General features: G+C 45.6%; 20 protein-coding genes, 10 tRNA genes and 1 other annotated feature. Of the genes, 28 read left to right on the top strand and 2 right to left on the bottom strand.

Annotated features, from left to right (window positions below):
- The first annotated feature begins 2 nt into the window (after nucleotides 1-2).
- From DPF91_RS07260 to luxS, 23 genes are all read left to right on the top strand, one after another.
- The gene (locus DPF91_RS07260; RefSeq protein ID WP_117233747.1) at nucleotides 3-899 is read left to right on the top strand and encodes a LysR family transcriptional regulator ArgP; all 897 of its coding nucleotides are present in this window, start codon (nucleotides 3-5) and stop codon (nucleotides 897-899) included.
- A 139-nt stretch (nucleotides 900-1038) separates the two neighbouring features.
- Nucleotides 1039-1734 (top strand): oxidative stress defense protein, encoded by a 696-nt coding sequence (locus DPF91_RS07255; protein ID WP_117233746.1) that lies wholly within the window; start codon nucleotides 1039-1041, stop codon nucleotides 1732-1734.
- Nucleotides 1735-1934: 200 nt separating this feature from the next.
- Nucleotides 1935-4517, top strand: a complete 2583-nt coding sequence (alaS, locus tag DPF91_RS07250; RefSeq protein WP_117233745.1) for an alanine--tRNA ligase — start codon at nucleotides 1935-1937, stop codon at nucleotides 4515-4517.
- 109 nt (nucleotides 4518-4626) lie between these two features.
- Nucleotides 4627-5814, top strand: a complete 1188-nt coding sequence (locus tag DPF91_RS07245) for an aspartate kinase (RefSeq protein ID WP_117233744.1) — start codon at nucleotides 4627-4629, stop codon at nucleotides 5812-5814.
- Nucleotides 5815-5907: 93 nt separating this feature from the next.
- A complete protein-coding gene (gene csrA / locus DPF91_RS07240; protein ID WP_004415691.1) occupies nucleotides 5908-6105 on the top strand; it encodes a carbon storage regulator CsrA in 198 nt (65 codons plus the stop codon).
- Between the two features lie 262 nt (nucleotides 6106-6367).
- A tRNA-Ser gene (locus DPF91_RS07235) sits at nucleotides 6368-6460 on the top strand.
- A 38-nt stretch (nucleotides 6461-6498) separates the two neighbouring features.
- Nucleotides 6499-6575: transfer RNA gene (locus tag DPF91_RS07230), tRNA-Arg, on the top strand.
- Between the two features lie 44 nt (nucleotides 6576-6619).
- Nucleotides 6620-6712, top strand: a tRNA-Ser gene (locus DPF91_RS07225).
- Between the two features lie 84 nt (nucleotides 6713-6796).
- A tRNA-Arg gene (locus tag DPF91_RS07220) sits at nucleotides 6797-6873 on the top strand.
- Between the two features lie 82 nt (nucleotides 6874-6955).
- Nucleotides 6956-7032: transfer RNA gene (locus DPF91_RS07215), tRNA-Arg, on the top strand.
- A 51-nt stretch (nucleotides 7033-7083) separates the two neighbouring features.
- Nucleotides 7084-7160: transfer RNA gene (locus tag DPF91_RS07210), tRNA-Arg, on the top strand.
- A 51-nt stretch (nucleotides 7161-7211) separates the two neighbouring features.
- Nucleotides 7212-7288, top strand: a tRNA-Arg gene (locus tag DPF91_RS07205).
- A 51-nt stretch (nucleotides 7289-7339) separates the two neighbouring features.
- A tRNA-Arg gene (locus tag DPF91_RS07200) sits at nucleotides 7340-7416 on the top strand.
- A 51-nt stretch (nucleotides 7417-7467) separates the two neighbouring features.
- Nucleotides 7468-7544 (top strand) — tRNA-Arg (locus DPF91_RS07195).
- Nucleotides 7545-7595: 51 nt separating this feature from the next.
- A tRNA-Arg gene (locus DPF91_RS07190) sits at nucleotides 7596-7672 on the top strand.
- A 408-nt stretch (nucleotides 7673-8080) separates the two neighbouring features.
- Nucleotides 8081-8338 carry an oxaloacetate decarboxylase subunit gamma gene (locus tag DPF91_RS07185; protein ID WP_117233743.1) on the top strand — a complete coding sequence of 86 codons (258 nt, stop codon included), beginning with the start codon at nucleotides 8081-8083 and terminating at the stop codon, nucleotides 8336-8338.
- A 30-nt stretch (nucleotides 8339-8368) separates the two neighbouring features.
- Nucleotides 8369-10156: a sodium-extruding oxaloacetate decarboxylase subunit alpha gene (gene oadA, locus DPF91_RS07180; RefSeq protein ID WP_117233742.1), complete on the top strand. Its 1788-nt coding sequence runs from the start codon at nucleotides 8369-8371 to the stop codon at nucleotides 10154-10156.
- A gap of 9 nt (nucleotides 10157-10165) precedes the next feature.
- The gene (locus DPF91_RS07175; protein WP_117233741.1) at nucleotides 10166-11296 is read left to right on the top strand and encodes a sodium ion-translocating decarboxylase subunit beta; all 1131 of its coding nucleotides are present in this window, start codon (nucleotides 10166-10168) and stop codon (nucleotides 11294-11296) included.
- A gap of 149 nt (nucleotides 11297-11445) precedes the next feature.
- The gene (locus DPF91_RS07170; protein ID WP_117233740.1) at nucleotides 11446-12396 is read left to right on the top strand and encodes an NADP-dependent oxidoreductase; all 951 of its coding nucleotides are present in this window, start codon (nucleotides 11446-11448) and stop codon (nucleotides 12394-12396) included.
- Nucleotides 12390-12851 (top strand): YqaA family protein, encoded by a 462-nt coding sequence (locus DPF91_RS07165; RefSeq protein WP_117233739.1) that lies wholly within the window; start codon nucleotides 12390-12392, stop codon nucleotides 12849-12851. The genes DPF91_RS07170 and DPF91_RS07165 overlap by 7 nt, the downstream gene beginning before the upstream one ends.
- A 79-nt stretch (nucleotides 12852-12930) precedes the next feature.
- Complete coding sequence (locus DPF91_RS07160; RefSeq protein WP_117233738.1) at nucleotides 12931-15789, top strand: M16 family metallopeptidase; 2859 nt, start codon at nucleotides 12931-12933, stop codon at nucleotides 15787-15789.
- Nucleotides 15790-15932: 143 nt separating this feature from the next.
- Entirely contained in the window at nucleotides 15933-17510 is a 1578-nt protein-coding gene (gene gshA / locus DPF91_RS07155; RefSeq protein WP_117233737.1) for a glutamate--cysteine ligase, read from the top strand.
- Between the two features lie 55 nt (nucleotides 17511-17565).
- Nucleotides 17566-18084, top strand: a complete 519-nt coding sequence (gene luxS / locus DPF91_RS07150; protein WP_117233736.1) for an S-ribosylhomocysteine lyase — start codon at nucleotides 17566-17568, stop codon at nucleotides 18082-18084.
- A 63-nt stretch (nucleotides 18085-18147) separates the two neighbouring features.
- On the opposite strand, the gene arcA is transcribed toward luxS, so the two are convergent.
- The gene (gene arcA / locus DPF91_RS07145; protein WP_117233735.1) at nucleotides 18148-18864 is read right to left on the bottom strand and encodes a two-component system response regulator ArcA; all 717 of its coding nucleotides are present in this window, start codon (nucleotides 18862-18864) and stop codon (nucleotides 18148-18150) included.
- A 569-nt stretch (nucleotides 18865-19433) separates the two neighbouring features.
- On the opposite strand from arcA, the gene DPF91_RS07140 reads away from it, so the two are divergent.
- Nucleotides 19434-19928 (top strand): putative 4-hydroxy-4-methyl-2-oxoglutarate aldolase, encoded by a 495-nt coding sequence (locus DPF91_RS07140; protein ID WP_117233734.1) that lies wholly within the window; start codon nucleotides 19434-19436, stop codon nucleotides 19926-19928.
- 52 nt (nucleotides 19929-19980) lie between these two features.
- Here the strand turns inward: DPF91_RS07140 and DPF91_RS07135 are convergent, their stop codons facing one another.
- Nucleotides 19981-20460 carry a ribonuclease regulator gene (locus DPF91_RS07135; RefSeq protein WP_117233733.1) on the bottom strand — a complete coding sequence of 160 codons (480 nt, stop codon included), beginning with the start codon at nucleotides 20458-20460 and terminating at the stop codon, nucleotides 19981-19983.
- 339 nt (nucleotides 20461-20799) lie between these two features.
- Nucleotides 20800-20918, top strand: a sequence feature (Thr leader region).
- Nucleotides 20919-20960: 42 nt separating this feature from the next.
- Between DPF91_RS07135 and thrA the strand changes: the two genes are divergently transcribed.
- The 4 genes from thrA (at nucleotide 20961) to DPF91_RS07115 (ending at nucleotide 26413) form a co-directional block, all read left to right on the top strand.
- Nucleotides 20961-23420, top strand: coding sequence for a bifunctional aspartate kinase/homoserine dehydrogenase I (gene thrA / locus DPF91_RS07130; RefSeq protein ID WP_117233732.1), 2460 nt, complete (start codon nucleotides 20961-20963; stop codon nucleotides 23418-23420).
- 16 nt (nucleotides 23421-23436) lie between these two features.
- Nucleotides 23437-24393, top strand: a complete 957-nt coding sequence (gene thrB / locus DPF91_RS07125; RefSeq protein ID WP_117233801.1) for a homoserine kinase — start codon at nucleotides 23437-23439, stop codon at nucleotides 24391-24393.
- Entirely contained in the window at nucleotides 24390-25670 is a 1281-nt protein-coding gene (gene thrC, locus DPF91_RS07120) for a threonine synthase (RefSeq protein ID WP_117233731.1), read from the top strand. The genes thrB and thrC overlap by 4 nt, the downstream gene beginning before the upstream one ends.
- Nucleotides 25671-25753: 83 nt before the next feature.
- A complete protein-coding gene (locus tag DPF91_RS07115; protein WP_117233730.1) occupies nucleotides 25754-26413 on the top strand; it encodes an NADPH-dependent FMN reductase in 660 nt (219 codons plus the stop codon).
- Nucleotides 26414-26484: the final 71 nt, after the last annotated feature.

Raw genomic sequence — 26484 nt, 5'->3', positions numbered from 1 at the left:
AGATGCGAGGATTGGATTACAAGTGGATAGAAGCCTTAGAGGCTATCGTGACTCAAGGAAGCTTCGAGCGCGCAGCAGAGGGCTTATATATATCGCAGTCGGCGATCTCGCAGAGGCTCAAACAACTCGAGAAGTTTCTTGCTCAACCCGCTCTAATTCGAGAGCAGCCACCACGACCGACATTGGTTGGAAAGAAGCTGCTTAGCTTACATAAACGCGTCAAGCTGTTAGAGAGTGAGCTAATCCCAGAGCTTGCGAATCAAGAACAGGAGCGAGCGTTATCGATCTCCATAGCCACCAATGCCGACAGCCTAGCTACTTGGTTACTGCCCGCGATTTCACCGGTTATGAAATCTCGGAAAGTCGAAATGAATATTGTGGTGTACGGTGAATCACGCACCTTAGATAAGATGAAAAGCGGAGAGGTGGTAGGTGCTATCAGTCAGGAAGAGAAGCCTATTCAAGGCTGTGATGCGGATTACCTCGGACGAATTGACTATGTATGTGTGGCGAGTCAGGAGTTTGTCGATAAGTACTTCTCACAAGGAGTGAACTATAAAACGCTAGCAATGGCTCCTGCGGTCTCATTTGACCAATATGATGACCTGCACAAACAGTATCTTCATCAACATTTCAATGTGCCCAGAGATACGATTATTAATCACACAGTTGCAAGCTCTGAAGCATTCGTGAAATTAGCGCTATCTGGTGTGGCATATTGCTTGATTCCGCGACTGCAGATAGAGTCTGAGCTCGCATCAGCAGAGTTGGTGGAGTTGACCCCTAATCTGTTTCTTACCCATCGTCTGTATTGGCACCACTGGCAGCTCGAGAGCGGCTTACTCAAAGAGGTTACGCAGTCGATAATCGGCTTTGCTCGAGATCATCTGCCTCAATAACGCTTTTTAACATTGATACATAACCCCTTGTTTTGTGTGTGGACAGTTAAAGTTATGTCATTTTCATCGGATGTATATTGGCAGTTTAGCGTTTTCGACTATCATCCAATTGAGCATAAAAAGAACAAGAAGGATTTTTATGAAACGCGTAAAAACTCTGATCGCAATATCTTCATTGTTGTTGGCTGCAAACGTATTTGCAGAGACTCCCAACTTTCCTCATATCGTAACGACGGGCTACGGTGAGGTCGTTGCGACGCCAGATACCGCTACATTCACAGTAAAGGTGGTAGAAACTGCGATGGCAGCAGAGCAAGCTAAGGCAGCCGCTGATAAGGTTGTGAATCGCTACCTAGACGCACTCGAAAAGGATGGAGTGTCTCGTGATGATGTAAGCAGCTCCAATCTTTACTTAGCACCACAATATCATTATCCAAAGAGCGGTCAGCCAGAGCTTATTGGCTACCGTGCTTCACGTAATATCGATGTGACGTTGAATGATATTACTCGGCTTAACGTATTACTCGATACTGCACTGCAGTCGGGAATTACTCATGTAGAGAATGTTCAACTCAAAGTGAAGAATGAGCAAAGGTATAAAGACCAAGCTCGTCTTGCTGCGATTAAGAATGCCAATGATAAGGCAAGCTCCCTAGCTGAAGGTTTTGATAAAGAACTAGGTCAAGTTTGGCGAGTAAGCTACAACGGTACTTCCTCACAACCTGTATTGATGCGTAGCATGGCGATGGATGCAAAAGCTGAATCTATGGGTTACGAAGACTCTACACTAATTATTCGTGACCGTGTAGATGTTATCTATCAGCTTGAGGACTAATAAGTCCTATTCCTCCTCGGTTGAAGGTGTTCAACACCTTCAACCGAAAAACTGCACTTGCACACCCAGCAAGCCCGCTTTCCTTCACTCCCAAACTGGTCATTAAATAGGTTCTTTTCTGTTAGAAAACTAGTCGTCAGCGCTTGCTTGGTCTACAATAGCGCAAAATTCTAACTCGACTAATTCTTAGGAAGAGCTGCATGTACATGAGCACTGATGAGGTTCGTAACGCGTTCCTTAAGTTCTTTGAAAGCAAAGGACACCAAATCGTAGACAGTTCATCGTTGGTTCCACACAACGACCCAACCCTGCTATTCACAAACGCAGGTATGAACCAATTTAAAGATTGCTTCTTAGGCGCCGAAAAGCGTGCCTACACTCGAGCAACTACGGCTCAGCGTTGTGTACGTGCGGGTGGTAAACACAACGACCTTGAGAACGTTGGCTTCACGGCTCGTCACCACACATTCTTTGAAATGCTAGGTAACTTCAGCTTCGGTGATTACTTCAAAGAAGACGCGATCGCGTTTGCTTGGGAATTCCTAACTAAGACACTTGGTCTACCAGAAGAAAAGCTACTAGTAACGGTATACGAGACAGACGACGAAGCTTTCGACATCTGGAACAAACAAGTAGGCGTACCAGCAGACAAGATTGTTCGCATCGGTGACAAAGAAGGCGGGAAGCAGTTCGAATCTGACAACTTCTGGACAATGGGTGATACCGGTCCTTGTGGTCCATGTACTGAAATCTTCTACGATCACGGTGAGCACATCTGGGGCGGCCGTCCTGGTACTCCTGAAGAAGACGGTGACCGTTTCATCGAGATCTGGAACAACGTATTCATGCAGTTCAACCGTCATGCTGATGGCACGATGGAACCACTACCTAAGCCTGCTGTTGATACAGGTATGGGTATTGAGCGTATCTCTGCAATCATGCAAGGTGTTCACTCAAACTACGAAATCGATGTATTCCAAAAGCTAATCAAAGCGACAGCTGAAGTTGTAGGTCACGACGATCTATCTAACCAGTCTCTACGCGTGATTGCTGACCACATCCGTTCTTGTTCATTCCTAATCGCTGATGGTGTTATGCCTTCAAACGAAGGTCGTGGCTACGTTCTACGTCGTATTATCCGTCGTGCAGTTCGTCATGGTAACAAGCTAGGTGCGAAGGGCGTATTCTTCCACAAACTAGTGAGTGTATTAGTAGAAGTGATGGGCTCTGCTGCTGCTGAACTTAAGAAGCAGCAAGCAATTGTTGAAAAAGTTCTACGCATCGAAGAGGAAAACTTTGGTCGTACTCTAGAGCGCGGCATGGTTATCCTGAACGAAGCACTAGACGCACTTGAAGGCAAAGAGCTTGACGGTGAAACGGTATTCAAACTTTACGATACATACGGCTTCCCAGCTGACTTAACTAACGATGTTGCTCGTGAGCGCGATTTTACTATCGATGAAGCAGGCTTCGAAAAAGCGATGGAAGAGCAGCGTCAACGTGCTCGTGAAGCTGGCCAGTTTGGTACAGACTACAACGCAACGCTTAAGTCAGAGGTTGAATCTGAGTTCTGTGGTTACACAGGCACAGAAGGTAAGAGCAAGGTTGCGGAAATCTTCGTAGAAGGTGAGGCGGCTGAATCTCTATCTGCTGGTGATAAAGCAATCATCATCCTAGGTGAAACACCATTCTACGCTGAGTCAGGCGGTCAGTGTGGTGATGCGGGTGTTCTAAAAACTGAATCAGGTGTGTTTAAAGTTGAAGATACTCAGAAGCTTGGTAACGCAATCGCGCACCACGGTGTTGTAGCGGAAGGCGTTCTAGCGAAAGGTGATGAAGTTGAAGCTGTCGTAGACGCAGAACGTCGCGCTGCGATTTCACTAAACCACTCAGCAACACACCTATTGCACGCAGCACTTCGTACAGTTCTTGGTGAGCACGTAGCGCAGAAAGGTTCACTAGTTAAGCCTGACAACCTACGTTTTGACTTCTCTCACCTAGAAGCGGTAACGCCTGCGGAGCTGAAAGAAGTTGAGCGCTTAGTAAACGCACAAGTTCGTCGCAACCACGTAATCGAAACTAATGTGATGGACATCGAATCTGCTAAGCAGAAGGGTGCAATGGCGCTATTCGGTGAGAAGTACGATGACGAAGTTCGCGTTCTGTCTATGGGCGAGTTCTCTACAGAGCTTTGTGGTGGTATTCATGCTGATAATACTGGTGACATCGGTCTATTCAAGATAACTTCTGAAGGTGGCATTGCAGCAGGTATTCGTCGTATCGAAGCGGTAACGGGTGAAGCTGCACTGGATGCAATCGAAGAGCAACAAGCTAAGTTTGAAACGAAGCTAGCTGAGTCAGCATCGAAAGCGAAATCTCTAGAGAAAGAGATCCAGAAGCTGAAAGAGAAGATGGCTGCGGCTGAAAGCGCAAACATTATGGGTAAAGCTCAAGAAATCAATGGCGTTAAAGTACTTATCGCTGCGATGGAAGGTGCTGATCCTAAGAACCTACGTACTATGGTTGATAACGCGAAGAACCAGATGGGCAGTGGCGTAGTAATGCTTGCGAACATCAATGGTGAGAAAATTGGCCTAATCGCGGGTGTGACTAAAGACCTTATCGGCAAAGTAAAAGCGGGTGACCTAGTTAAGATGGTTGCTGAGCAAGTTGGCGGTAAAGGTGGCGGTCGTCCAGATATGGCTCAGGCTGGTGGTACAGACGTAGCAGCACTACCTGAAGCAATGAAGTCTATTCCGACTTGGCTTGAAGAGCGCCTATAAGCGTTACTAATTGATTTTTTAATCGTTATGCTGGCAGCTTAGGTTGCCAGCATTTTTTGTTTTATACATAACAGTTTAATGAGGCATGACCTCGGGAAGGTGAAGGCTGGTGAACAAGCCCCTAATTGTACAAAAGTTTGGTGGAACCTCTGTTGGTTCAATTGAAAGAATTCAAGCGGTTGCTGAGCAGGTTATAAAGACCAAAGAGCAAGGTAATCGAATGTTGGTTGTTGTTTCTGCAATGTCTGGAGAAACCAACCGTCTAATGTCTCTAGCAAATCAAATTGATGCAGTACCTAATGCACGTGAGCTTGATGTACTGCTCTCATCAGGTGAGCAGGTGTCTATGGCGCTTCTCTCCATGGAGTTGAATAAGTTAGGCTATCGAGCAGTATCGTTAACAGGTACACAAGCTAGAATCATCACCAATCAGCGTCATAACGACGCAACAATTAGTTCGGTTGATCGCGAGCTACTCTTTTCTTACTTCGACCAAGATACCATTGTCATCGTCGCTGGGTTTCAAGGGATGACAGAGAATGGAGATATCACGACATTGGGTCGTGGTGGCTCTGACACTACAGCAGTGACACTAGCAGGCTTATTGTCTGCCGATGAATGTCAGATATTTACTGATGTTGATGGCATTTACACAACAGACCCTCGCGTTGTCCCATTAGCGCAGAAGATTGATAGTATCGACTTCCCAAGCATGGAGCGCCTAGCAAGCAAAGGTGCAAAGGTTCTTCACTTGCCTTGTGTGCAGTTTGCTTGGAAACATAAAGTACCGCTTCGCGTACTGTCTTCTTTTAAGGACGGAGAGGGGACCATTATTCGTGGTGAGGATGTTAATAAAGGGATTTCGGGCTTGGCAATCCAGCAAGCAATGCGTTTGGTTGATATTGAGAACCATACTGCTGAGCGTGTTCATCAACAATGCAAACTTCTTGGTATTGATATCTGGAACACACTTGAAGATGCTAGCCGTCACGCAATCTTGATTAAAGAAGAATCCTTTGCCAAATTAAAGATGGTCTTTGCTGACGAAATCCGTAATAGTGAGGCAGTAAGTGTTCTAACATGTGTTGGCTTATGCATTGAGCGTGTTAGTGAAGAACTCGTACAGTATCTCGATAATAACGGATGTATTGTGTCTCACACTTTCAAAGAGGGATGCTCGGCGAGCTACCTGGTGACTCAAGAAGACAGTCAACGTGCGGCGAACTTGATTCATCAGAAATTCATTGTTTCCGACTCAGATACGCTATCTGATGAAAAACAAAAGGTTTTCGGTTAAAAACTTTGGTTCAGCCTGTTTACGAAAATATAACTTTTAGTGGATAATGGCTCGACAGCAAAATAATTTAGAGAATTACTCAAGGAGCTAAGAATGCTAATTTTGACTCGCCGTGTTGGCGAAACACTAATGATCGGTGATGAAGTGACTGTAACTGTACTAGGTGTTAAAGGTAACCAAGTGCGTATCGGTGTTAACGCTCCGAAAGAAGTATCTGTACACCGTGAAGAAATCTACATGCGCATTCAAGCAGAGAAAGGTAACGGTAACGTTGCTTCAGGAAATTACTAATTAGTCGGCCAAGGCTCACCTTGTTGATTGATTGAGATAAACCGATGAGAATACTCATCGGTTTTTTTATACCTAGTGTTTAGGATGCCTGCTAAGACTTTTAGAGGCGATTAATGCGAATAATCGCTGAGATAATGTTCATTTATTACGACTTAAGTAGTCGTTTGTTCATTTGCTAGTCTATCAGTCATTTTTTAGCGAAAATTGCCAAGAAAATGTTTGACTTATTTTCGGTAAATCGTAATATGTGCCTCCGCAAGACGGTGAGGTGGCCGAGAGGCCGAAGGCGCTCCCCTGCTAAGGGAGTATGTGGTTTGTAGCCGCATCGAGGGTTCGAATCCCTCCCTCACCGCCATTTCTTGCTTAGTCTGAATAGCAAGCAGGCAACAATGTGCGCTCTTAGCTCAGCTGGATAGAGTACCTGGCTACGAACCAGGCGGTCGGAGGTTCGAATCCTCCAGAGCGCGCCATATTCTCTTTTTTCTTTTGAAATTTGAGGATAAACAATTAATACGGAGAGGTGGCCGAGTGGCCGAAGGCGCTCCCCTGCTAAGGGAGTATGTGGTTTGTAGCTGCATCGAGGGTTCGAATCCCTCCCTCTCCGCCATTAATTGCCGCGGCCAATGGCCGTTTTTTTGTTTCTTATGAAACTGAGTGTGACTTGTTTCACAACTTAAAGAATTTATACCGTGCGCTCTTAGCTCAGCTGGATAGAGTACCTGGCTACGAACCAGGCGGTCGGAGGTTCGAATCCTCCAGAGCGCGCCATTCTTTCTTTAGAAAAAGAATTGAGGGCTTTATGTCCTGATATTGTTGTCTTATTATAAGGACCGATATCGAAAATAAACGTGCGCTCTTAGCTCAGCTGGATAGAGTACCTGGCTACGAACCAGGCGGTCGGAGGTTCGAATCCTCCAGAGCGCGCCACTTTTTAGGCTACTGCCTGATATTATTGAAAGATAATATCGAAAACACCGTGCGCTCTTAGCTCAGCTGGATAGAGTACCTGGCTACGAACCAGGCGGTCGGAGGTTCGAATCCTCCAGAGCGCGCCACTTTTTAGGCTACTGCCTGATGTTGTTGAAAGACAATATCGAAAACACCGTGCGCTCTTAGCTCAGCTGGATAGAGTACCTGGCTACGAACCAGGCGGTCGGAGGTTCGAATCCTCCAGAGCGCGCCACTTTTTAGGCTACTGCCTGATATTGTTGAAAGACAATATCGAAAACACCGTGCGCTCTTAGCTCAGCTGGATAGAGTACCTGGCTACGAACCAGGCGGTCGGAGGTTCGAATCCTCCAGAGCGCGCCACTTTTTAGGCTACTGCCTGATATTATTGAAAGATAATATCGAAAACACCGTGCGCTCTTAGCTCAGCTGGATAGAGTACCTGGCTACGAACCAGGCGGTCGGAGGTTCGAATCCTCCAGAGCGCGCCACTTTTTAGGCTACTGCCTGATGTTGTTGAAAGATAATATCGAAAATACCGTGCGCTCTTAGCTCAGCTGGATAGAGTACCTGGCTACGAACCAGGCGGTCGGAGGTTCGAATCCTCCAGAGCGCGCCACTTTCCAAAAAGCCTCGCTTTTGCGAGGCTTTTTCGTATCTGCTTTTCTTCACATAACCAAAAAATAGAACCTAAATGCGTTTCTATCTTAGATATCGATTGTTGAAGTTTTAACCATATCTCAGTTTTCTTCTTTCCTTTTCATTATTTTAAGTCTATGGCCTAGCTTTAAGCTCTGATACAAGGCTGTTATACAGAGTTATATGGCAATTGTGGGGCAATATTCACCAAGATTGTGCGTATTGAGGTGTCAGCCTTTAAACAAAATTGACAAAATTTCACCAATCGAGATAATCCTAAGCCATTATCTAATTTGCTAATGCCTATTCTATTTATTGGATAAATGGACAATGAATAGCGCTTAGCGCGGATAGATATGTTGTCAGGAAGACAAGGAAAGGAAGCAACATGACTAATATTGGAAGCCTGCTTGGAGATGCAGCTACTCTCATGATTACTGGGATGGCCGTGGTCTTCATCTTCTTAACTATTCTCGTATATCTCGTTCGATTAATGTCTAAATTGGTACCCCAAGAAGTGCCAGAATTGAACGCAGCACCGAAAACAATTACAAAAAATCAATCACCTTCACCTGCTGTGAGCCCACAAGTTGTGGCAGCGATCTCTGCGGCGGTACATCAGTACCGAGCCTCAGAAGCAAAATAGCACTCGAAAGGATTAAAAGGAGTTATGAGCATGTCTAAACCACTCGCTATCACAGATGTGGTACTTCGTGACGCACATCAGTCACTATTTGCAACCCGTATGCGTATTGAAGATATGCTACCAATCGCCGCAGAGTTGGATAAAGTCGGTTATTGGTCGCTAGAAACCTGGGGTGGCGCAACGTTTGATTCTTGTATTCGTTTCTTGGGTGAAGATCCGTGGGAGCGTCTGCGTGAGCTTAAGAAAGCGATGCCAAACACACCAATGCAGATGCTACTGCGTGGACAGAACCTGTTGGGCTATCGCCACTATGCCGATGATGTGGTAGAAAAATTTGTTGAGCGTGCACATACCAATGGTATGGATGTGTTCCGTATCTTCGATGCAATGAACGATGTACGAAACTTTGAGAAAGCGGTGAAAGCAGCAGTAGACGTTGGTGCTCACGCTCAAGGTACTCTTTCTTATACAACAAGCCCGGTTCACAATGCGGATACTTGGGTGGATCTTGCGAAGCGTTTAGAAGATTTAGGTTGTCACTCACTTTGTATTAAAGATATGTCAGGCCTGCTTAAGCCATACGAAGCAGAAGAGCTGATCACACGAATCAAAGCATCGACAGATATCCCTCTGGCACTACATTGCCATGCGACAACAGGCCTATCAACTGCAACAGCAGTGAAAGCGGTCGAAGCGGGTATTGATATCCTAGATACCGCTATTTCCTCAATGAGCTGTACTTACGGTCACACCCCAACTGAAACCGTGATTGCGATGCTTCAAGGCACAGAGCGTGATACGAATCTGAACCTTGATCAAATTGAACCCATTGCCGCTTACTTCCGTGATGTTCGTAAGAAGTACGCGAAGTGGGAGGGAGCACTTAAAGGGATTGATGCACGCATCCTTACCGCTCAAGTACCTGGTGGCATGTTGACGAACATGGAAGGTCAGCTTAAAGAGCAAGGTGCGGCAGATCGTATTGATGAAGTGCTTGAAGAGATCCCTCGCGTACGTAAAGACCTTGGTTATATCCCACTTGTTACGCCAACCTCGCAGATCGTTGGCACCCAAGCTGTCATTAATGTACTTACCGGTGAACGCTATAAGAGTATGACAAAGGAAACCGCTGGTGTACTTAAAGGCGAATATGGTGCTGCGCCAGCAGAGCTCAATGCTGAGCTACAAGCTAAAGTGCTCGATGGCGCAGAAGCTATTACCTGTCGCCCTGCCGATCTGATCGAAAATGAGATGGATAAGCTAACGACTGAGTTGCTAGAGAAAGCGAAATCAGAAGGTATCTCATTAGCAGAAGATACTGTTGATGATGTGCTTACTTACGCCTTGTTCCCACAGGTCGGTCTCAAATTCCTCAAGAACCGTCGCAACCCTGAAGCCTTTGAGCCAGCGCCAGGTAAAGAAGAGCCTGCAGCACCAGTTGTAGCTCCGGTTGCTGCGAAAGCGGGTGCGGTTGAAAGCTATAGCGTTAAGGTTGATGGCCAGGTTTACGATGTAGAGGTTGGCCCACAAGGTCAATTGACTTCGGTTGCTCCAGCAGCGGCTACAGCACCTGTTGCTCAGGCTGCACCTGCAGCGGCAAGTGAAGCTGAGGCTGTACCAGCACCGCTTGCTGGCAACATCTTCAAAGTGAATGTTCAATCGGGTGTTGAAGTGGCTGAAGGCGATGTTCTGTTGATTCTTGAAGCGATGAAGATGGAAACAGAGGTTCGTGCAGCGCGCTCTGGCATAGTACAAGACCTACATGTTAAAGAAGGTGACGCAGTTACCGTTGGCTCTCCATTACTAAGTCTGGCGTAAGGGAGAATCATGGAAGGATTAATGATCTTATGGTCAGAAACAGGGATCGCAAACTTTGAGTTTGGTCAGTTATGCATGATCCTCGTTGGGTGTATGCTCCTATTTCTTGCGATCAAAAAAGGATTTGAACCATTACTGTTATTGCCGATTGGCTTTGGTGCTATCTTAGCGAACATCCCGAATGCCGGCTTCACAGAGCCAGGTGGCTTGCTTTATTACGTCTACTACGTGGGTATCGACTCCGGGATCTTCCCTTTGTTGATCTTCATGGGGGTAGGTGCAATGACAGACTTCGGTGCTTTGATCGCTAACCCTAAAACCTTGTGGTTGGGGGCCGCAGCCCAGTTTGGTATCTTCGCTACCCTGTTTGGTGCGATCTTGTTGAATTACGTACCTGGCATGGAATTTACCATGCCAGACGCAGCCTCAATTGCGATCATTGGTGGTGCGGATGGTCCTACTGCCATCTTCCTAGCAAGTCAGCTATCACCAGATCTTTTGGGCGCGATTGCGGTAGCAGCGTACAGCTACATGGCGTTGGTACCGATCATTCAACCACCAATCATGAAGGCATTTACGACTCCGGAAGAGCGTAAGATCCAGATGGCGCAGCTTCGTCATGTAAGCAAAGGTGAGAAGATCTTGTTCCCACTTGCTGTATTGGTGATGACGATCCTGTTCTTACCATCGGCTACGCCTCTTGTAGGTATGTTCTGTCTGGGTAACCTGATGCGTGAAGCTGGTGTGGTCGATCGTTTATCTAAGACTGCGCAAAACGAGCTGATCAATATCGTGACGATCTTCCTAGGTTTAGGTGTCGGTTCTAAGCTGCAAGCGGACGAGTTCTTGAACGTAGAAACTTTGGGTATCTTGGCGCTTGGTGCGGTGGCATTTAGTATTGGTACCGCCGGTGGTGTTTTGATGGCGAAGGTTCTAAATAAGTTCTCCAAAGAAGACATCAACCCACTTATTGGAGCCGCCGGTGTATCGGCTGTACCAATGGCGGCGCGAGTTGTGAATAAGGTTGGACTAGATGCTAACCCACAAAACTTCTTGTTAATGCATGCAATGGGTCCAAACGTTGCGGGTGTACTTGGTTCAGCGGTCGCTGCAGGTATTCTATTAGCGTTGGTTGGCTAAGGACGAGCTTCGTCTTCTGTAGGCAAATGTTCGGTCAGTAAGCCGTCAAAATCAGAGCTATATCTAACACCAGATATTTAAATGGTTTATAGTCAAAGGGATGCAAATGCATCCCTTTCTTTTTAGCAATCAAAAAGGATAAACACAGCATGGAAAATAAGCAGATCGCGATTACTGAGTTTGGTGAACCCAACGTACTAAGTATTACTACTTCTACCGTACCTAAGCCTAAAGAAGGTGAGGTTGTAATCAAGGTTGCTTTTTCTGGTGTGAATCCCATTGATGTAAAAACGCGTGCTGGGCTTGGATGGGCAGCGCAAAGCAATAAAGACAACTTACCTTGGGTCCAAGGTTACGACATTGCAGGGCAAGTAATTGCATTAGGCGAAAATACTCAGCACTTTCAGGTCGGTAACAATGTCGCAGGAATGATCGGTTTCCCACTCCGTGGTGGCGCTTATAGTCAATATATATGTGTGCCAGAATCGGAGCTCAGCTTGGTGCCTGATTCGATTACATTGGAAGCAGCAGCTGCGCTACCGCTAGCAGGTTTAACTGCAGCACAAGCTGTTAATCTTGCCCAAATCAAGGAAGGTGAACGCGTCTTGGTGCTTGCTGGTGCGGGTGGTGTTGGTCATATTGCTGTTCAACTGGCTGTTGCGACTCAAGCAGAGGTTTATACCACGTGCAGTGAAGCTAATCTTGATTACCTTGCTACCCTTGGGGCACATGCAATTAACTATCAGTTCGCTCCGGTCTCAGAAAGGCTAGAGGAGGTCGATGTATTGATTGACCTTGTCGGTGGTGATGCAGCTCTTGATGCTCTGAAGTGTCTAAAGGATGAAGCTCGCGTTGTGACTATCCCAACTGTCACTGCTGAGTTGATTTGTGAAAAGGCAAAGTTATTGGGGTTTGATGCTCAGGGAATGTTGGTTAAACCTGATATTGAGTTGTTTGAAACACTCCTATATATGGTGAGCGTAGGATTACTAAAGATTGAGATTCAACAGATTTACCCGCTTGAGCAAGTGATTCAAGCGCATCTTCAAATAGAAACAGGACGAACGCGGGGTAAGGTCTTGCTAGATATGCAATGTTAGAGTGGTTTAATTCTGGGTTTGAGACGCTCGCTTTATGGTTCTCAGACTCAGCGTTGTGGGTTCTGTTTTTTAGTGGCTTTCTTAGTGCCACCCTGTTACCAGGGGGATCAGAAGCTGGGTTAATAGCAACACTATCTCTTGCTCAAGACCCTGTTTGGGTAATCATCGCAGTTGCTACCGTAGGTAATACGCTTGGTGGATTAACCAATTATTGGCTCGGCTTGTGGTTACCAAATCGAACTCAACAAGAAAAACACGGTCATAAAGCAATGAAGTGGTTAGAAAACCACGGTTACTGGGCGTTACTTATGAGCTGGTTGCCTGTTATCGGTGACCCTCTGTGCCTAGCTGCTGGATGGCTAAGAATGCGATTTATTCCTTCGCTCATCATGATTGCCATTGGAAAAATGGTGCGCTATAGCCTACTCGCAGCCCTCTATTTTGGGTTGCTTTAATGTCAGTTGTAGTAACTAAAAAGAACCTAATTTTTGGCTTAGTAGCTCCTACTGAGCCTTATTCATTTGTGGAGTATTTATGAGAAGAGTAGTGCTAAGTGCCTTGGTGGCACTTGCTTTAACCGCCTGTGGATCTTCTACCACATCACCCGTTTCCTCAACTTCTAACCTACCAAGTGGCATTACGCTACTTGAGACACAACAAGCCTCTGCGGACAAAGTCTCAATCCCTTACGAGAAATATCAGCTGGATAACGGCTTGACTGTGATGCTCTCTCCAGATGACTCAGATCCATTGGTGCATGTTGATGTTACTTATCATGTTGGTTCTGCCCGTGAAGAAATAGGTAAGTCTGGTTTTGCACACTTTTTTGAGCACATGATGTTTCAGGGCAGCGAAAATGTCGGTGATCAGCAGCATTTCAAACTGATCACGGAAGCAGGTGGTACGCTTAATGGTACCACCAACAGAGATCGCACTAACTACTTTGAAACCGTGCCATCAAATCAGCTAGAGAAAGTACTTTGGCTTGAGGCGGATCGTATGGGCTTTTTGCTCGATGCGGTATCGCAGCGCAAGTTCGAGATTCAACGTGACACGGTGAAGAATGAGCGTGCACAAAACTATGAAAACCGTCCATACGGGCTGATGTGGGAAACCATGGGGCAGGCAATGTATCCAGAGGGGCATCCATATTCATGGCAACCTATTGGTTATGTTGAAGACTTAGACCGTGTTGATGTGCAAGACCTAAAATCCTTCTTCCTACGTTGGTATGGCCCAAATAATGCGGTACTGACGATCGGTGGTGATATCGACACCAAAGAAACATTGGAATGGGTGAACAAGTACTTCGGAACGATTCCAAAAGGCCCTGAAGTAGAGAGTGCTCCAAAGCAACCGGCAACATTGAATGAAGACAAGTACGTCACGCTGGAAGATAACATCCGTCAACCTATGGTGGTCATCGGTTGGCCAACGACGTATCTGGGTGATGAGAACCAGGCGAGCTTCAATGCGTTAGCTAACGTACTTGGTGGTGGTAAGAACAGCGTTCTTTACCAAGACTTAGTGAAAACACAGATTGCGCTGGATGCAGGTGCTTTCCATGACTGTGGTGAACTGGCTTGTAACATGTATGTTTATGCTATGGGTAAGGCAGGTGATGAAGGCGATTTGACCCCATTGTATGATGCCTTACAGGTTTCGCTTGAAAGCTTTGAGCAAACAGGAGTAACCCAGGATCGCTTAGACCAAATTACAGGTATGGCAGAAGCCAATGCGGTTTTTGCTCTTGAGAGTGTGCGCGGCAAGGTGACTCAGCTAGCATCAAACGAGACTTTCTTTAACCAACCGGATCGTATTGAATCGCAATTAGAGCAGATTCGTCAAGTTACCCCAAACTCTGTCAACTCTCTTTATCAAACTTACCTCAATGGTCATAACAAGGTGGTATTAAGTGTTGTACCAAAAGGTAAGACTAATCTTGCCGCACAAGAAGCGACATTTAAGTTTGAATCTAGAGACCTGCCTGAAACGAAAAAAGTGACAGAGGATGAATTGGTTTACCGTAAGGCTGTTGATAATTTTGACCGTTCGATCATGCCGGAGGTTGCTGAACCAGTAAAAGCTGAAGTTCCTAAGCTTTATCGTCTTCACTTCTCTAATGGAGCAGAACTGCTAGGAACAGATACCTCGGAAGTTCCTACGGTTCAGATTCAGATTGACCTTCCAGCGGGTGATCGCTATGTGCCACGTGGTAAAGAGGGGCTTGCATCATTGACCGCAGCGCTGCTCAACGAAGGGACGGTGAACAAGTCATCGGAGCAAATTGAAGCTGAACTCGACCGTTTAGGAAGCGCTGTGAGTATTCGTTCTTCGAATTACACAACCACGGTTTCTATTTCGTCATTAACCAAGGATTTGCCACAAACGTTAGCGCTCGTAGAAGAGATTCTGTTAGAGCCGAGATTTGATGAACAAGATTTTGAGCGTCTAAAGCAGCAGACGCTCCAAGGATTAATTTATCAACATCAGAGACCACAATGGTTAGCATCTCAAGCAACGCGTCAGGTGCTATTTGGTAATAGCGTTTATGCCCGCTCTGATGATGGTACAGAGCGTTCGGTTGCAACGATTAACTTAGAAGATGTAAAGGCCTTCTATCGTTCGCATTACACGCCACAGGGTGCGCAGATTGTCGTGGTTGGTGATATCAATAAACCTGAAGTGCAGAAGCAGCTTAAGTTCATACAAGAGTGGGAAGGAGATATTGCTCCAATGCTTCGCCCACAGTTAGTGAAGAAACCAGAGGGCCAATCAATCTTCCTGATTGATAAGCCGAATGCACCACAAAGCATTGTTCGTTTGGTGCGAAACAGTGTCTCTTTTGATGCAACGGGCGAGCTTTACCTAATGCAGTTAGCGAACTTCAATCTAGCGGGTAACTTTAATAGCCGTATCAATCAGAATCTGCGCGAAGATAAGGGCTATACCTACGGTGCTGGCGGCTACTTTGCGAGTAACCGTGAAGTGGGAGCGGGCGTGTTCTATGCGCAAGTTCGAGCTGACTCAACGGTTGAATCCATCAAAGAGTTGCAAAAAGAATTGGCGCTGTTCTCTGCAGAGGGCGTGACGGAAGAAGAGTTGCGCTTTATGCAGCTCGCTATGGGGCAGAAAGATGCGTTGAAGTACGAAACACCTTCGCAAAAGGCGAACTTATTGGGTGGCATCATCGCCTACAACCTAGATGAGGATTACCTGCAACAGCGTGCTCGTATTCTGGAACAAATGGATTTAGAGACGTTAAACCAGGTTGCTGAGAAATGGTTTAACCCCGATGATTACCAAATTATAGTCGTTGGGGATGCTAAATCATTAGAACCTCAATTAGAAAGCTTGAATATTCCAATTCAAAAGCTTGAAATTGAACGTTAACGCACACATAACAAGGAGAGGCCGAAATTGCGGCCTCTTTTTCTTTCACGAGATAAGCTGAGCTAAAGATCTCTAGTCCCAATTGTGACAAAAGTGTCTTATTATTGTGCTTTAGCTTACACAGAAAATAAGCGATTCTAATTTTGACTAATTTTGCTACGCGACTTCAGAAAGTTGCTAACCATTCTGGTGCTCTCACCAAGTTGGGTCGTGGTGTAGAACGAGAAACACTGCGCTACAAGGAAGACGGTCGTCTAGCGGTAACCTCACACCCCGAAGCCCTGGGCTCAGCGTTAACGAATAAGTGGGTAACCACAGATTTTTCTGAGTCTCTGCTTGAGTTTATTACTCCAGTTTCAACAGAGGTTTCAGAACTGCTTGCCCAGCTTTCAGATGTACACCACTTTACTCAATCTAAGTTGGGTGAAGAGAAACTGTGGCCGCTTTCGATGCCATGTTATGTCGCCGATGAAGAAGACATTAAGCTGGCTCAATATGGTACGTCGAATAGCGGCAAAATGAAGACCCTTTACCGTGAAGGGCTGAAGCGTCGCTATGGCAGCCTGATGCAGATCATCTCTGGTGTTCACTTCAACTTCTCTTTCCCTGAAGAGTTCTGGGATGCGTTACATGGTGAAGAGGGTGAAGAAGCGCGAGCAAACACCAAGTCAGACGCCTACTTTGGGTTAATTCGTAACTACTACCGCTTTGGCTGGTTGATTCCTTATTTCTTTGGTGCCTCTCCAGCGTTGTGTTCTTCTTTCTTACAAGGCAAAGAAAGTGCACTGCCGTTCAAAGAACTGGGTCATACATTGTACCTGCCACAAGCAACCTCATTACGCTTGAGTGACTTGGGCTACACCAACAGCGCACAAAGTGAGTTGAGAATTGGCTTTAATAGTCTTGATGAGTACCTAGAAGGTCTGAATAAAGCGATTCACACCCCTTCAGACGACTTTGCTAAGATTGGCATTAAGGTTGAGGGTGAGTATCGTCAACTTAATAGCAATGTATTGCAGATTGAGAATGAGCTTTACTCACCAATTCGTCCTAAGCGTGTGACGCAAAGCGGAGAGAAACCATCGTGTGCACTTAAGCGTGGTGGCGTGGAGTACATCGAAGTGCGTTCACTTGATGTGAACCCATTTAGCCCAATTGGTATTAGCGAGCAGCAAGTACGATTCCTTGACCTATTCCTAGTTTGGTCGGCTCTGAGTGAATCGGATCCGATGGATAACTGTGAGCTGGAGTGCTGGCGTGAAAACTGGAATCGAGTGATTCTAGAAGGCCGCAAGCCTGGTTTAGAGCTAACCATTGGCTGTAAAGGTGAGAAGCTGTCTCTACAAGAGTGGGCACACCGCGTATTTATTGAGCTTAATGAGATTGCGCAAGCGATGGATGCGCCTTTAGCCGGTACTCCGTATCAAAATGTATGCAGTGAGCTTGCAGAGTGGATTGATAACCCTGAGCTTACTAACTCTGGCAAGCTTCTGGAAAAAACACTTGAGCTAGGTGGATTGGGCAAAGTCGGCGTTGAGCTTGGTGCTCAATATCAGCAGACCTTCGAACAGGCTCAATATCAGATCTATTCAAGTGATCTGATGGAGCAAGAAGTTGCCCGTTCTCGCCAAGAACAAGCTGACATTGAAGCAAGCGATGAGTTAAGCTTTGATGCATTCTTAAATAACTACTTTGATTTCTTAAATCTAGAAAATCAATAGTGCCCCAATTTGACCACCAGATTAGGCTCTGGTGGTGAGTAACGAGGAGATTTCCATGCCACTACTAGATAGCTTTACTGTTGACCATACTCGCATGAATGCGCCAGCAGTACGTGTTGCAAAAACAATGCAAACACCAAAGGGCGATACGATCACTGTATTCGATCTACGCTTTACTGCGCCAAACAAAGACATTCTTTCTGAGAAGGGTATCCATACTCTCGAGCACCTATATGCGGGCTTCATGCGTGCACACCTAAACGGTGAGAACGTTGAGATTATCGATATTTCACCAATGGGTTGCCGTACTGGTTTCTACATGAGCCTCATTGGTACACCGTCTGAGCAGCAAGTTGCTGACGCTTGGTTGGCTGCGATGGAAGATGTGTTAAAGGTTGAGAGCCAGAACAAGATCCCTGAGCTAAACGAGTACCAGTGTGGTACTGCGGCTATGCACTCACTGCAAGAAGCGCAAGAGATTGCAAAGGCGATCATCGCTGCAGGCATCCAAGTGAATAAGAATGATGAGCTTGCACTGCCTGAAGAGATGCTTAAAGAGCTAAAGGTAGATTAATCTATCGATGTAAAAAAGGACGCTTGCGCGTCCTTTTTTGTATCTCAGAGAAGCTAATTGGTATTAGTCTTCTAGATCACCACAGAAGCGGTAGCCTTCACCGTGGATTGTCGCGATGATCTCTGGCGTTCCAGATACAGACTCAAAGTGCTTACGAATACGACGAATTGTAACGTCTACAGTACGGTCGTGTGGCTTAAGCTCACGGCCTGTCATCTTCTTAAGAAGGTCTGCACGTGTTTGGATTTTGCCAGGGTTCTCGCAGAAGTGCAGAAGCGCACGGAACTCAGAACGAGGTAGCTTGTAAGCTTCACCAGCAGGGCTCACAAGAGAACGGCTGTTGATGTCTAGAATCCAACCGTTGAACTCGTATTTCTCTACCACGCGTTTCTCTTCCTGAACAACACCAGAAGTCATCGAGCGGTTTAGTAGGTTGCGAGCACGGATGGTCAGTTCACGAGGGTTGAATGGTTTAGTGATGTAGTCATCAGCACCAATCTCAAGGCCCAGGATCTTATCAACTTCGTTGTCACGACCGGTTAGGAACATAAGTGCTACGTTTGCTTGCTCACGTAGTTCACGAGCTAGCAGAAGACCGTTCTTACCAGGTAGGTTGATGTCCATGATAACTAGGTTCACTTGGTTGTCAGAAAGCTTCTGGTGCATCTCTTCACCATCGCTAGCTTCAAATACGGTGTATCCTTCCGCTTCAAAAATGCTTTTCAGCGTATTACGAGTAACTTGCTCATCTTCAACAATAAGAATCTGCGGAGTTTGCATTATAGGTACCTAAATCTTGTGACAAAAATTGTGCTTTTAGAATAAATTCTAGGCAATAATAACATTTATGTAATGATTTTTTGATGATATCGCAAAGCGTATCAAAAAAACATCACATCGTTAGTTTCATCCTTGAGGTCTACTGCCAAACTTCGCATTCTCCTTAACGCTTTTTTGTTTATTCTAGCGAATTGTGTGAATTCTATAATGTTAACAGCTTGCTAACAATGGCAGAATGTTAATTCCATTCACTTTGTTGATTTATATCAATAGGGCTTGTGTAACTAAAGTTAATAGTATGCGCCAAGTAATGGATACATTTTCATCATCTCTTTTTCTATGGAGATTAATGAAAGTTTGATGTTTTTTATGATTTTTCCGCTATATGGAGTTTTTTAGCGGTTTATTTGACGATTCTCGCTCCCTGCGTCTCGGTGGTTTTTATCTTGGACAGATAGTGCCTTACTACCCTATGAACTGAAAGAAATTAACTGTTTTGAAAGTTTGCAAGATAGATTGCTTAAGGTTTGTGTACGCCAAGGAAAAGGAATTTAATCAAGGAGGAAACTATGAGAGACCTTACCCCAGAGATTTGTGATCACTTTGAGCAAGAAGTAACAATGATTGATTTGCCGTTGCAAAGCTTTGGCCAACGTTACTCATTCTACGGTCAAGTTGTTACCATCCGATGTTTTCATGACAACTCAAAAGTACGAGAACTACTTGCAACCGATGGCAGAGGCAAAGTTCTGTTCGTAGACGGTAATGGATCTTGTAAAAAGGCGTTGTTGGGGGATCAGTTAGCGGTACTGGCGATAGAAAATGGATGGGAAGGTGTGATTGTCAACGGGGCTGTACGAGATGTCGCGGCTATGTCAGAGATGGATCTCGGTGTTAAGGCATTGGCGACTAGCCCGTTTAAAACGGAAAAGCGTGGAGCGGGTGAGGTGAATGTTACCTTGCAAATCCAAAGGCAGATCATTCAGCCAGGAGATTATATCTACGCTGATTGGAATGGTACCCTTTTAAGCCATAACGAACTGGACCTTACTAAGTTTTTATAGAGACAGCTCGTATCGGTTCCGCTTTTATTTGCTGTTTACGAATTAGTTGTCATTAAAAGCGGAAACCCAATCCAAACTCAATACCTTGTTCAAACTGCTCATAATCTAGAGTCGCGTGGATATCAATATTCTCAGAGAGCTTAACGCGGCTTGAAACCTCAGCGGTTACACTATCCTTGAACTTTGCATTCCCACTGACTACGTCGTCTTCAGGGCGATCTTTCGCATGAAGAGTACTTTTGAAAACGATCTTGTCGTTGAATTGGTAGCTCACACCACTAAGAAAACCATTTTCTCTGATTTCATTGCCATTGTTGACCCTTGCACCTATATAAATATCGACATCGTCGAGGATTGAGTAGGCGTAGCCGCTGTCAATGGTCCAAGTATCAAAGGATTGGTTACTATTCTGCTCGCTAGAAATGAATAACTTATGAGGTGAGGTCTCTTTGTGGCTCGGTAGAGTTGGCAGATCACTGGCGTAACACACTGATGCAAAAAGCCATGATAGTAAAAACCACGCTCTCGTCATGTATCCCTCCCTGCGTACCACCGCTTGAATGCTCCCTTGCATTCATATGCAAGAGAATTTTTATACTGTTAATCTTAGGATCAAAAATAACATATCGTCTAAAAATTGATGCAAAATCTATATGCTAATTAGTTATTAGTCGTGAAATTCAGTCTCTGCTTCAAATTTCATGTAACGCATTACATGAAAGGGCCCTATTAGTTTCATCATCGAATAGCAGAAAAATCTCTATTTTGCCAAAAAATGTAACTTTTGATTGACTCAAGAGTGTAAAGTCGGTAAACGTAGAGTTAAGAGATTTGAAGAGAAAACAAACCGTTTTTATTATGTACGTTAACAGCCTAATTATGATGACCACAACCATGATTATTACCGGCATTCACAATGTTGGGGCAGGCTGCTAACTAAAGGATTTCAAAAAAAAGGCCTGTATCCAACACGATACGGGCCTTTTTTTTATCGATTTTTTAGCTTATCGATTTTTCAATTTGGAGGAAGGGATGCGAGTTTTAAAGTTTGGAGGTTCATCATTAGCTGATGCAGATCGCTTTTTGAGAGCGAGTGACATCATTGCTAATAATGCCCAGCAAGAAGAAGTAGCCGTTGTACTATCGGCGCCAGGTAAAACAACCAATAAGCTAGTTGCTATCATTGAATGTGCGCTTAAGAATCAAGGTGCGGAATTACAGATTTCAGAGCTTGAAGCTTCATTTGCTTCTTTGTACGCCGAAATTCAACAAGTGCTCCCGAATATCAATGGTGAAGGCTTCCAACAGCAGGTGGATAGCTCTCTTGGCCAGCTGCGCCAGTTTGTTGATGGTATTCAACTGTTGGGTATGTGCCCAGACAATGTCAATGCACGCATCATCAGTAAAGGTGAGCGCATTTCTATCCAGCTAATGAAGGCTGTTCTTGAGGCGAAAGGTCAGCCTGCGAGTCTTATTGACCCAGTTCAATATCTATTTGCACAAGGTCCACATTTAGAGGCGATGGTTGATGTTGAGCTCTCTACGCAAAACTTCCGCAATGCGCCACTTCCACAAGGTCATGTAAACATCATGCCAGGCTTTACTGCCGGTAATGAGAAAGGTGAGATCGTTACGCTAGGTCGTAATGGCTCTGATTATTCAGCAGCGGTATTGGCAGCGTGTCTACGTGCAGATTGCTGTGAAATCTGGACAGACGTGGATGGCGTATACAACTGTGACCCTCGCCTTGTTGAAGACGCGCGTCTTCTAAAATCGCTAAGCTACCAAGAGGCTATGGAGCTGTCGTACTTCGGGGCTTCTGTTCTTCACCCTAAAACCATTGCTCCGATCGCACAGTTCCACATTCCTTGCCTTATCAAGAACAGCTTTAACCCACAGGGTGCAGGCACATTAATCGGTCAAGATACTGGTGAAGATAACCTAGCAATCAAAGGGATCACTACCTTGAGTGACCTCACTATGGTTAACGTGTCAGGCCCAGGCATGAAGGGCATGGTTGGCATGGCGAGCCGTGTATTTGGTGCGATGTCGACTGCAGGTGTATCGATTGTACTCATCACTCAATCTTCGTCTGAATACAGTATCAGTTTTTGTATTGAAGCGGCTGACAAACCCAAAGCACAAGCTATCCTGAGTGAAACATTTGAGCTCGAATTAAAAGATGGCCTGTTAGAGCCAGTGGAATTCTTAAACAACGTCGCGATCGTTACGCTAGTTGGTGACGGTATGCGTACCTCGCGCGGTGTGGCTTCACAATTCTTCTCATCACTGGCTGAAGTGAACGTAAACATCGTTGCGATTGCCCAAGGCTCATCAGAGCGTGCTATTTCTGCTGTGATCCCTGAAGATAAGATCTCTGAAGCGATCAAGGCGTGTCACGAAAATCTATTTAACTCCAAGCACTTCCTTGATGTGTTTGTTGTCGGTGTTGGCGGCGTTGGTGGTGAACTGGTGGACCAAATTGAGCGTCAGCAAGCAAAATTGAAAGAGAAAGGCATCATTATTCGTGTGTGTGGCCTAGCAAACAGTAAAGGCCTGCTATTGGATGGTGAGGGTCTTCCTCTGGAGAGCTGGCGTGACCGAATGAAAGATGCATCTGAGCGCTTTAGCGTTGCCTCTTTAAGTGCGCTTGTTTCTCGCAACCATATTATCAACCCTGTTCTAGTTGACTGTACTTCTAGTGAAGATATCGCCAATCAATATGCAGATTTCTTAGCCGCAGGCTTCCACGTTGTGACGCCAAACAAGAAAGCAAACACCTCGAGCATGGCGTACTACCATCAGCTACGAGAAGTGTCTCGTCGCTCTCGTCGTAAGTTGATGTATGAAACTACGGTTGGTGCAGGTCTACCGGTAATCGAAAATCTACAAAACCTTATTGCTGCAGGTGATGAGCTTGAGCGCTTCAATGGCATCTTGTCTGGCTCTTTGTCTTACATCTTCGGCAAGCTTGATGAAGGTATGACGTTAAGCGAAGCAACTAACATTGCTAAAGAAAATGGTTTCACGGAGCCAGACCCTCGTGATGACCTATCTGGTATGGATGTCGCGCGTAAGCTTCTAATCCTGGCGCGTGAGGCTGGCATGATGCTCGAACTTGAAGATGTTGAAGTTGACCAAGCTCTACCACCTGGCTTTGATGATTCAGGTTCGGTTGAAGAGTTTATGGCTCGCCTTCCTGAAGCGGATGCTTATTTCCGTGAACAGTGTGCGAATGCTGCAGAAGAGGGCAAAGTGCTCCGCTATGTCGGTGAAATCGCCGACGGCAAGTGCAAGGTGCGAATTGCTGCCGTTGATGGCAATGACCCAATGTTCAAGATCAAAGATGGTGAGAACGCATTAGCATTCTACAGCCGCTACTACCAACCGATCCCACTGGTTCTTCGTGGGTATGGTGCTGGTACTGAGGTAACGGCAGCAGGTGTATTCTCTGATGTGATGCGTACTTTAGGCTGGAAGCTAGGGATGTAATATGAGCGAAGGTAATATGGATGTTGTCGTTTATGCACCAGCATCAATCGGTAACGTAAGTGTTGGTTTTGATGTACTTGGTGCAGCGGTTTCACCGGTTGATGGAACCTTATTGGGTGACCGTGTTTTAGTGGCATCGGGTGATGAAGCATTTACACTTACCACGGCTGGTCGCTTTGTTGATAAGCTACCGGCAGAGACTAAAGAGAACATTGTTTATGATTGCTGGCAGGTGTTCTCTCGCGAACTGGATAAGAAAGGGCTGGTTGTAAAACCCGTCGCTATGACACTCGAGAAGAATATGCCTATCGGCTCGGGTCTAGGTTCAAGCGCTTGCTCCATTGTCGCGGCACTAGATGCGTTAAACCGTTTCCATGATCAACCACTCAACGAGACGGAACTTCTGGCTTTGATGGGGGAGATGGAAGGTAAGATCTCCGGTGGTGTTCACTATGATAATGTGGCACCTTGTTACCTAGGTGGTGTGCAGCTGATGGTTGAAGAGCTCGACATCATTAGCCAGGAAGTACCAAGCTTTGACGATTGGTACTGGGTAATGGCGTATCCAGGCATCAAGGTATCGACTGCAGAGGCGCGAGAGATCCTACCATCTCAGTATCGCAGACAAGATATTATTGCTCATGGCCGTCACTTAGCAGGCTTTGTTCACGCATGCCACTCTAACCAACCAGAGTTAGCCGCGAAGATGATCAAAGACGTTATCGCGGAACCATACCGTGAAAAACTATTGCCAGGCTTCAAGCAAGCTCGCCAATATGCTGCTACAGCGGGTGCTCTTGCAACGGGTATCTCTGGCAGTGGTCCAACTCTGTTTAGTATCTGTAAAGAGAAAGACGTGGCTGAACGCGTAGCTAAATGGCTAGAACAAAATTATGTTCAAAATGAAGAAGGATTCGTCCATGTTTGTCGTCTGAACAAACAGGGCTCAAAAGTAACAGGAAGTAAGCTATGAAGCTGTACAATATCAAAGAAAATGACGAACAAGTAAGCTTTGGACAAGCTGTTCGCCAAGGTCTTGGTCGTAACCAGGGTCTATTTTTCCCATCAGAATTGCCAAAGTTTGATGATATCGATGCACTACTTGAGGAAGACTTTGTTTCTCGTAGTACTAAGATTTTGTCTGCCCTAATTGGTGATGAACTACCAAAAGAACAAGTGAACGCACTGGTTGATGCAGCATTCCAGTTCCCTGCACCTATTAATCAAGTTAAAGAAGGTGTTTACGCACTTGAGCTTTTTCATGGCCCAACATTAGCATTCAAAGACTTCGGTGGTCGCTTTATGGCTCAGTCTTTGGCGGCGGTTTCGGATGGCGGCAAGATCACGATTCTAACCGCGACATCTGGTGACACTGGTGCAGCTGTAGCACATGCGTTCTATGGCATGGAAGACATCAATGTTGTGATCCTTTACCCGAAAGGGAAGATTAGTCCACTGCAAGAAAAACTATTCTGTACGCTAGGTAAAAATATTCATACGGTTGCTATCGATGGTGATTTTGATGCGTGTCAGGCGCTGGTGAAGCAAGCATTTGATGACGCAGCTCTGCGCGAAGAGATTGGTCTAAACTCTGCAAACTCAATCAACATTAGCCGCCTAATGGCGCAGATCTGTTACTACTTTGAAGCAGCCTCTCAGCTAACAAAAGCACAGCGAGAAGAGCTAGTTATCTCTGTACCGAGTGGTAACTTTGGCAACCTGACTGCCGGTCTATTAGCAAAAGCACTGGGTCTGCCGGTTAAACGCTTTATTGCTGCAACCAATGAGAATGACACGGTACCTCGTTACCTAGAAACCGGTGAGTGGGATCCAAAGCCAACGGTAGCGACGACATCAAACGCAATGGATGTTAGCCAGCCGAACAACTGGCCGAGAATCGAAGAGCTTTGTCGTATTAAAGGCTGGGGATTAGATACTTTAGGTAAAGGTAAGGTATCCGATGCTGAGAGCGCGGAATCCGTGAAAGCTCTTAATGCACAAGGTTACCTATGTGAACCACACGGTGCGATTGCCTATCGTCTTCTTGATGAACAGTTGCAAGAAGGTGAAACAGGTATCTTCTTGTGTACCGCGCACCCTGCGAAGTTCAAAGAAGTCGTTGATGAAATCCTAGAATCAGATATCGAACTTCCAGGTCCACTTGCGAAACACGCTGTTATGGAACTGTTATCGGAAGACCTTGCTAACGACTTTGAGGCTCTAAAAGCGGTGCTGCGTCGAGTTCAGTAAATCAGGTTGAATATTTAAACTGAGGAAGGTGAATGCTGTCGCATTCACCTTTTTTGTTTTGATTAGACTCTAAGGTGAGTGAAATGTACTTTTTAGTTTTTTTGGGTTCAGTTCGAGAGAGTACGCCGCCCAAGCCTGCCAGAATTGGGATGAGAGTGAGTAGGGCCTGTGTTCGATTGCTAGAACAAAGCTACCCACAGCATACTGTGGAACTCATTGATCCATTAGAGTATGACTTCGGCGATATATTCAAACCGGAGTTTGCCTATAGACGCTCTCAAGTGCCGAATCAAATGGAATCATTAGCGAAGAAAATTCAAGATGCTGACGGCTATATTATGGTCAGCCCAGAGTATAACCACTCCATGAGTCCAGCATTGGCAAACCTGCTCAATCATTTTGGAAGCTCTCGTTTTTCGTACAAACCGAGTGCGATAGTGACATACTCTGCCGGACAGTGGGGAGGAGCAAGAGCTGCGGTCAATATGCGTACTTTCTTATCTGAACTTGGCTGTTTACCTGTATCGGCAATGATTCATTTACCAAAAGCTGCGCAAGTACTGGATGAGAATGGCTTTGTTGTTAATGCTAGTGAACAGAGTGAATGGGATGAGTATATGAATCGCACATTACATCAGCTGTTATGGTGGGCACAGGGAGCAGCTCTGCAAAGAGAAAGGCAAGATCCGACGAAGAAAGCTAAGGTGTTTAGTAAGGACCCTTCCCAAAGAAATGCACCATAAAGGGACGGTCTTCGGACATAAAAAAAGCTTGGTTATCGCTAACCAAGCTCTTTAAATTTTGTACTTCGTCT

This window comes from Vibrio maerlii (assembly GCF_003415655.1).
GTDB classification, from domain to species: Bacteria; Pseudomonadota; Gammaproteobacteria; order Enterobacterales; family Vibrionaceae; genus Vibrio; species Vibrio maerlii.
This window is presented reverse-complemented; position numbering and strand designations above follow the sequence as displayed.